This is a genomic window from Tahibacter caeni, assembly GCF_024609805.1.
Taxonomy (GTDB): Bacteria; Pseudomonadota; Gammaproteobacteria; order Xanthomonadales; family Rhodanobacteraceae; genus Tahibacter; species Tahibacter caeni.
Map to the genome: position 1 here is coordinate 1 of NZ_JANFVR010000450.1, position 3,168 is coordinate 3,168.

4 protein-coding genes are annotated in these 3,168 nt (G+C 72.3%); 1 reads left to right on the forward strand and 3 read right to left on the reverse strand.

The features are described from left to right. Positions 1-32: 32 nt before the first annotated feature. Both NON22_RS22395 and NON22_RS22400 read right to left on the reverse strand, forming a co-directional pair. Entirely contained in the window at positions 33-611 is a 579-nt protein-coding gene (locus NON22_RS22395; RefSeq protein ID WP_257389210.1) for an NAD(P)H-dependent oxidoreductase, read from the reverse strand. A 111-nt stretch (positions 612-722) separates the two neighbouring features. Beyond that, complete coding sequence (locus NON22_RS22400) at positions 723-1,160, reverse strand: universal stress protein (protein ID WP_257389211.1); 438 nt, start codon at positions 1,158-1,160, stop codon at positions 723-725. Between the two features lie 211 nt (positions 1,161-1,371). Between NON22_RS22400 and NON22_RS22405 the strand changes: the two genes are divergently transcribed. Further along, positions 1,372-2,385, forward strand: a complete 1,014-nt coding sequence (locus NON22_RS22405) for a zinc-dependent alcohol dehydrogenase family protein (protein WP_257389212.1) — start codon at positions 1,372-1,374, stop codon at positions 2,383-2,385. Here the strand turns inward: NON22_RS22405 and NON22_RS22410 are convergent. Continuing rightward, positions 2,369-3,168: AI-2E family transporter (locus NON22_RS22410; RefSeq protein ID WP_257389213.1), on the reverse strand; the 800-nt coding region annotated here is incomplete at its 5' end. The genes NON22_RS22405 and NON22_RS22410 overlap by 17 nt on opposite strands.

The following is a 3,168-nucleotide window of genomic DNA, read 5'->3' on the forward strand; positions in this document are numbered from 1 at the left end:
GACGAACGACCGGCGCTCGCCGGCCGCCTGGCTCAGCGCCCCTGCGCGCCGAGACGCGCGAGCCGCTGCAGCGCGCGCTCGCGCACGGCCGGCACGCTGACGAGGCCGATGCGCGTCTCTCGCACCGGCGCGAAGCCGCAGAAGCCGAGGATGCTCCGGCGCAGCGCGCGCGTGCCGTGTCCGCCGTACCACCAGCGGTAGACCGGCGCCGGCATGGCCATGGTCACGACCACGTGCGCGCTGCGGCCGCCCAGCAGCGCTTCGGGAAAGCGGCGCGGTTCGGCGCGGTGGGAGAAGCCGGGCCGCAGCACCTGCTCGAAGAACGCCTTGAGCCGCGCCGGCATCATGCCGAACCAGAGCGGATGCACGACCACGACATGATCGGCCCAGCGGATCTGCTCCTGGGCCATGAGCAGCGGCTCGGACACGGGGTCCGACTGGAACGCCTGTTCGTTCGCCAGCCAGGCGATCGGCAGTTGCGCGACGTCGATGCGGCGCAGCTCGCGGCCGGCCGCTGCGGCCGCCGCCGCATAGGCGTCGGCGAGCGCGTGACAGAAATGGCCGCCGGCGGGATCGGGATGGCCCTGGATCAGCGTGATGCGGCTGCTCATATGGTGCGGCTCCGGCGCCGCGGTCGCGGCCCATGCCGGCGATGATCGGCGGCGGCGCCGGTTCTCGTGTTGATGCCGCTCAACCGCGGGCCACGCCGCCGCGGCGCCGGTTCACCGCACGACCAGCACCGGGATCGTCGAATGCGTCAGCACCTTCTGCGTGACGCTGCCGAGCATCAGCGCGGCCATGCCGCGGCGGCCGTGCGAGGCCATGACGACGAGGTCGCAGCCCTGTTCCTCGGCCGCGGCGATGATCGCGGCATACGGGTCGTCGGCGTAGGCGAACACCGTCGTCGCGCGGGCACCGGCCGCCTCGGCCGCGGCGCGCCAGTCGCCGAGCACGGTGGCCGCGCGTTTTTCCGCATAGACCGTATAGGACTGCTGCGACTCCTCGAGCTGGCCCGGACGGAAGTCCAGCACGTGGAACGGCGGAATCGTGTGGAACCCGACGAGTTCGGCCTGCAGCGGCTCGGCCAGTTCGGCCGCGAGCCGCGCGGCGCGCAGTGAGCCTTCGGAACCGTCGGTGGGGACGAGGATGCGTTTGAACATGGCTGTTTCTCCGCAGAGAAGAACGAGAAGGAGCGTGGCCCGCAGCGCCGAAGTCGGCGCCGCCGCCAATGCCACTAGGCCAGACGTCCCCGCCGGCGACATTGACGCAAGTCAATGCGCGTACGCGTCACGGCGCCGCAGGCCGCCGTGCCCGCGCCGGACGGCGCTAGCATGCGCTGCGGCCAACGAGGCCGGCGGAAAGGAACTCGTCATGCGGGCCTATGTCTTCGACGGTCCAGGACGGCCGCTGCAGGCGCGGGAGCTGCCGTTGCCGCAGCCCGGCCCGGGCCAGATCCGCCTGCGCGTGGCGGCCTGCGGCGTCTGTCGTACCGATCTGCATCTCGTCGACGGCGAACTGCCGCAGCCGAGGCCGAACGTGGTCCCGGGGCACGAGATCGTCGGCTACGTCGATGCGCTCGGCACCGGCGTCGAGCGCTTCGCGTCGCGGCAGCGGCTCGGCGTGCCGTGGCTGCACGGCACCTGCGGAAGCTGCACCTATTGCCGGCGCGGACAGGAGAATCTGTGTCCCGGCGCCCGCTTCACCGGCTATACCGCCGACGGCGGCTTCGCCGAGTACGTTCTCGCCGACGCGCGGTACTGCTTCGAGCTGCCGCAGGTCTACGACGATGCGGCGGCGGCGCCGCTGCTCTGCGCGGGACTGATCGGCTTCCGCGCGCTGCGCATGGCCGGCGACGCCCGGCGCATCGGCCTGTATGGCCTCGGCGCGGCGGCGCATCTGCTGGCCCAGCTCTGCCTGCAGCAGGGGCGCGAGGTCTATGCGTTCGTGCGTCCCGGCGACGAGGCCGCCCTCGCGTTCGGCCGGCGTCTCGGCTTGACCTGGTGCGGCTATTCGACGGAAGCGCCGCCGGCGAGCCTCGACGCGGCGCTGATTTTCGCGCCGGCCGGCGAACTGGTGCCGCTGGCGCTGCGCGCGGTCGATCGCGGCGGCACGGTCGTCTGCGGCGGCATTCACATGAGCACGATCCCCGCGTTCGACTACGCCCTGTTGTGGGGAGAACGGCAACTGCGCAGTGTCGCCAACCTCACGCGCGCCGACGGCGAGGAATACTTCCGCACGCTGCAGCGTTACCGCGTGACGCCGACAGTGACCAGCTATCCGCTGGAACAGGCCAATCGCGCGCTGCAGGATCTGCGCGAAGGCTGCCTCAGCGGCGCCGCGGTATTGCTGACGCCAACGTCCGGCTCACTCACTCCGCCCGGCTGAGCGCCGCCGGTTTCGCGTCGGACTCGCGGTGCGCCACGGTCTTGACCACCGCGGCCGCGACCGCCAGCAGCGCCGGGCCGATGAAGATGCCCGCGACACCGAACGCGATGACGCCGCCGAACACGCCGATCAGGGTCAGCACGAACGGCAGATGGCTCGTGCGCGCGATCAGCAGCGGCTTGACGACATTGTCCACGGCGCTGATGCCGAACAGTCCGTAGAGCCCCATGAAGACGGCCCAGCCGACCTGGCCGCGCTGGGCCAGCCAGATCGTCGCGCCGCCCCAGACCAGCGGCGGTCCTATCGGCAGCAGCGACAGCATGAACGTCGCCGCGCCGAGCAGCAGCGGCTGCGGCACGCCGGCGATCGTGAAGCCGACGATCGCGACGAGCGCCTGGGCCGTGGCCGTGCCGACCACGCCGATCAGCACGCCGACGAGCGCGCGTCGTGCGACGTCGAGCAGTTCGACTGCGTAGGCGCCGCCGGCCTTGTCGACGAAGCGCACGAGCGCCTTGGCCAGCCACTCGCCGTCGCGGAACAGCACGAACAGCAGCAGCGCGCCGAGCACGATCTGGCCGAGGCCGTTGCCGAGGCGCTTGCCGAAGGCGAGCAGCCAGCCGCGCGCCGGCTCGGCCCATTGCGCGAACCAGTCCGCCATGCCGTCGCCGGCGACCACGGAGGTCCACAGCTCGCCCAGATAAGGACCGGCCCACGGCACGCGGCCGAGCCAGGCCGGCGGGCCGCTGCGGCCGGCTTCGGCTGCCGCGTCGAGCCAGGCCAGGC